The 3,489-nt window shown below is 59.4% G+C and carries 4 protein-coding genes; 2 read left to right on the top strand and 2 right to left on the bottom strand.

Annotated features, from left to right (window positions below; genetic code table 11):
• Positions 1 to 422, top strand: a 422-nt coding sequence (locus JWQ61_RS09770; RefSeq protein WP_304360360.1) for an MFS transporter, incomplete at its 5' end; no start/stop codon positions are given.
• Between the two features lie 44 nt (positions 423 to 466).
• The gene (locus tag JWQ61_RS09775; RefSeq protein WP_304360361.1) at positions 467 to 1,606 is read left to right on the top strand and encodes a porin; all 1,140 of its coding nucleotides are present in this window, start codon (positions 467 to 469) and stop codon (positions 1,604 to 1,606) included.
• A 42-nt stretch (positions 1,607 to 1,648) separates the two neighbouring features.
• Here JWQ61_RS09775 and JWQ61_RS09780 read toward each other — a convergent pair whose 3' ends face one another.
• Positions 1,649 to 3,205, bottom strand: a complete 1,557-nt coding sequence (locus JWQ61_RS09780) for an FAD-dependent monooxygenase (protein ID WP_304360362.1) — start codon at positions 3,203 to 3,205, stop codon at positions 1,649 to 1,651.
• Between the two features lie 53 nt (positions 3,206 to 3,258).
• A partial coding sequence (locus JWQ61_RS09785; RefSeq protein WP_304360363.1) for an AraC family transcriptional regulator occupies positions 3,259 to 3,489 on the bottom strand: 231 nt, incomplete at its 5' end.

The raw sequence follows: 3,489 nt of genomic DNA on the forward strand, positions 1-3,489 counted from the left end.
TCAACGTTGGAGGCGGCCTTGGCGCATTGTTCATCGGCATGCTGATGGATCGCATGCAGCCCAGGGCCGTGGTGGCAGGGATGTATATCTGCATTATCGCCTCGCTCGCCGCCTTGTCCATGGCGCCTGGCTTCACTGCGCTGACGGTTTCGGCGTTCTGCGCCGGCATGTTCGTGATTGGCGGGCAGTCGGTCCTGTACGCGCTTTCAGCTGCCTTCTATCCGGCCGCGATGCGCGGCACCGGCGTCGGCGCGGCTGTGGCTGTCGGCCGCATCGGTTCTGTGGTCGGGCCGCTGGCGGCGGGCCAGCTGCTGGCGATGGGCAGCAGCTCTGCAGTTGTCATCGGCGCCAGCATTCCCGTCACGCTGGTGGCCGCCGCCGCGGCACTGTTGCTGGTGCAGCGGCCGCGTGTGAATGACTGATGCTTTCATGAAAATCCAATAATAACTGCCTGGGGAGTTCGATAATGTTAACGTCCAAACGTATTCTTATGTGTAGCGCACTCAGTGCGGCAAGTACCGCCGCCGTAGCGCAAACCAGCGTAACGCTGTATGGAGTGATCGATACCGGTATCGAATATGTGTCGCATGCGAACGCGGCAGGCGATCACGTGCTGCGCATGCCAGGCGTGACGGGCGAGTTGCCCTCGCGTTGGGGCGTGCGCGGCAGCGAGGATCTCGGCAGCGGTTACAGCGCGGTATTCACCCTTGAAAGCGGTTTCAATGTGCGCGCCGGCGATTCCGGGCAGGGCGGGCGGCTGTTCGGGCGCCAGGCTTTCGTCGGTATAAAGGGGCCGCAGGGAACCGTGGCGTTCGGACGGCAATATACGATGACCTACCTGGCGCTGGCCGGCGCCGACCTCATCGGCCCCGACATCTACGGCCTCGGCTCTCTGGACGCCTATGTGCCGAATGCCCGTGCCGACAATTCGGTTACCTATATCAATACGCTGCATAACCTGACGCTGGGCGCCGGCTACTCGTTCGGGCGCGATGCCGCCGGCACCGGGAATTCGCCCGGGGCAGGCACTTGCGCCGGTTCCCAGCCCGGCGTTGCCACCGCATGCCGGGACTGGTCGGTGATGGCCAAATACGATGCAAGCTCCTTCGGCATCGCCGCATCGTATGAGGAGCAACGCGGCGGCCCGAATGCCGCTGCCAATTTCTTCGACGGCGTGGCGCCGACGGTACTCACAAATAGCTCTGACAAGGATGCACGCGCGCATGTAAGTGCGTACGCGAAATTCGGCGACGCCAAAATCAGCGCTGGCTGGCTGAATCGCCGCGTCGACACCCAATCGGCCGCCGTGGCCGATGTGCGCTCGAACCTGTTCTTCATAGGCGCATCGTATCTGGCGACGCCGGCGCTCCTGGTCGATGGCGAGGTATACCGGATCATCAACAAGGACCACGACACGCGCGCGGCGATGGGAACCTTGCGCGGCACCTATTTCCTGTCCAAACGCACCGCGCTCTATGCCCAAGGTTCTTATCTTGCCAATAGCGCAAAGGCCAGATACTCCGTAAGCGGCGGTGGCGGCGGTACAACGCCGGCCCCGGGAGCAGGGCAGGCGGGCATCATGCTCGGCATGCGGCACATGTTCTAGCAAAACATCGCCAGGATGGAGTAGATTTTCGCGGCCAGCGGGCTATCTAGCAAACCAGGGAGCAGCCGCTTGCCTGATCGATTGCTCATCCGGTTTGCTGTCAGAAGCCCAGGCGACAATCCCGTCAGGGCGTATCAGTAAAGCACTCAAGCCTAGCTGTTCTTTCGCCCGGCCCGAAACGTACTTCATCCGGCCGCCGTATTCACTCGCCAAAGCTTCAAGGGAAGCGTTCATATTGAAATCAAGCAGTAGCCCTTGGCCGTCGTGCATCAGCTCGCCAATTCTGGCGCCATCTTCGAACTCGAAGTTGGGAACGCTGTGGCCTGCCAGGGGGTGGTCGCTACCGAGATTGTAGCGCGTGAAAACACCCCATACCCTTCCTGCAAAATAGGTGGCGCCATCGCGGGTACTGATAAGGTCGCGGACAATTGCATTGAGCGCGCGGGCATGCGGGTCTGGCCTCATGATTGCAACCTGGGCGCGTGACCAATCCAGGACCTGTGCGCCAACTGGATGCCGTTCAGCTTGATAACTGTCCAGCAAACCTTCAGGCGCCTTCGTCTGGATGGTTGCGGCGAGCTTCCAACCCAGGTTCATGGCGTCGCCCAGTCCAAGGTTGAGCCCTTGGCCTCCCAACGGCGAATGGATGTGCGCGGCATCGCCGGCCAAAAGTATCCGTCCATTGCGGTAGCTTGTGGTTTGCCGTGCCCGGTCGGTCCAGGTGGTTGCTATATGCAGGGCGCTGATGGTCACGTCGGTATCCGAGATACGGCGCGCAACCTCCTGCACGTGTTCAAGCGTGGCTGGTTTCTTTGTGTGATGAAATGCCCCGGCATCAAAATCCTGCAGAATCAGATAACCAGGCTGGGATTGGAAATACATCCCTCTTGGCGTCACGTTTCGGCCTGGACTGAGTTTCTCCGGATCGGCAATATCAAGCTGTGCAGAGTAGCCGGTAAACTCCGGCTCCGTACCGGCAAATTCAAAACCGCCTGCCTTGCGGACGACACTACGGCTGCCATCGCAACCCACGAGCCATTTACTTTCAAAAAATTGCTCGCCTGACTGGACCGTCACGCCATCCTCGGTTTGCTGAAAGCCGGTAATGGCAAGCCCGCGCTTGATTTCGACACCCAGGGCCTCTGCGCGGCGAGCCAGCACAGACTCAAACTCCTCCAGTTCAGACAACAAACTGGTATCGATCGAGCTCGGCAGGCGGTACTTCCACTGTGAGGTGTCAATGTTATCGTTATGAAATTGAATGCCGGCGAAGTGTCCCCCTGGACGACGGAGTTGTGCCTCTTGTACGGAAACCGGTGAGCCGTGGGGGTCTTTAAGGCGTTTTGGCAGCTCAAGTTCTTTTAGCAATCCACGACGGTACAGCGCTTCGATAGTCGGCGCCGAGAGTCCCCGCATGCCGAACGGAAGCTGCTTCAAGGGCGAGCGTGGGTTCTCCGCCTTTTCCAATATCAGGACGGAGCATTTGGCCAAGGCCAGCTCACAGGCAAGGAACAGGCCTACGGGCCCGGCGCCGGCAATGATTACATCGTGAATGGAATGACTTTGTGCGGGTATATTGCTTTCAAGCGTGGTTTTCAAGCGTAGCTTTCATGGGGAATGATTGATACGCAAGATACTTGAATGCTTCTGTCTCAGGCTTGTACAAACGCGACAAAATCGCTGCCTGCAGCCTGTTTACCTTTCTTTGCCTTTCGCGCGAATGCCGCGGGCGTAGTGCCGCTGTAGCGCTTGAATTCCCTGCTCAGGTGGGATTGATCCGTATAGCCCAGCTCACGCGCCAAGCTCGCAAGGTTGGAATCCGGATAAAGCCATAATTGGTTTCGTACCTGCTCAAAGCGCATCAGGCCGGACACGTCTTTAAC

Source organism: Collimonas fungivorans, from assembly GCF_028292705.1.
Lineage (GTDB): Bacteria > Pseudomonadota > Gammaproteobacteria > Burkholderiales > Burkholderiaceae_D > Collimonas > Collimonas fungivorans_B.

Bases quoted from the DNA above. Each gene is read 5' to 3' on its own strand.
- JWQ61_RS09775 (WP_304360361.1), top strand. From the start codon at position 467: ATGTTAACGTCCAAACGTATTCTTATGTGTAGCGCACTCAGTGCGGCA.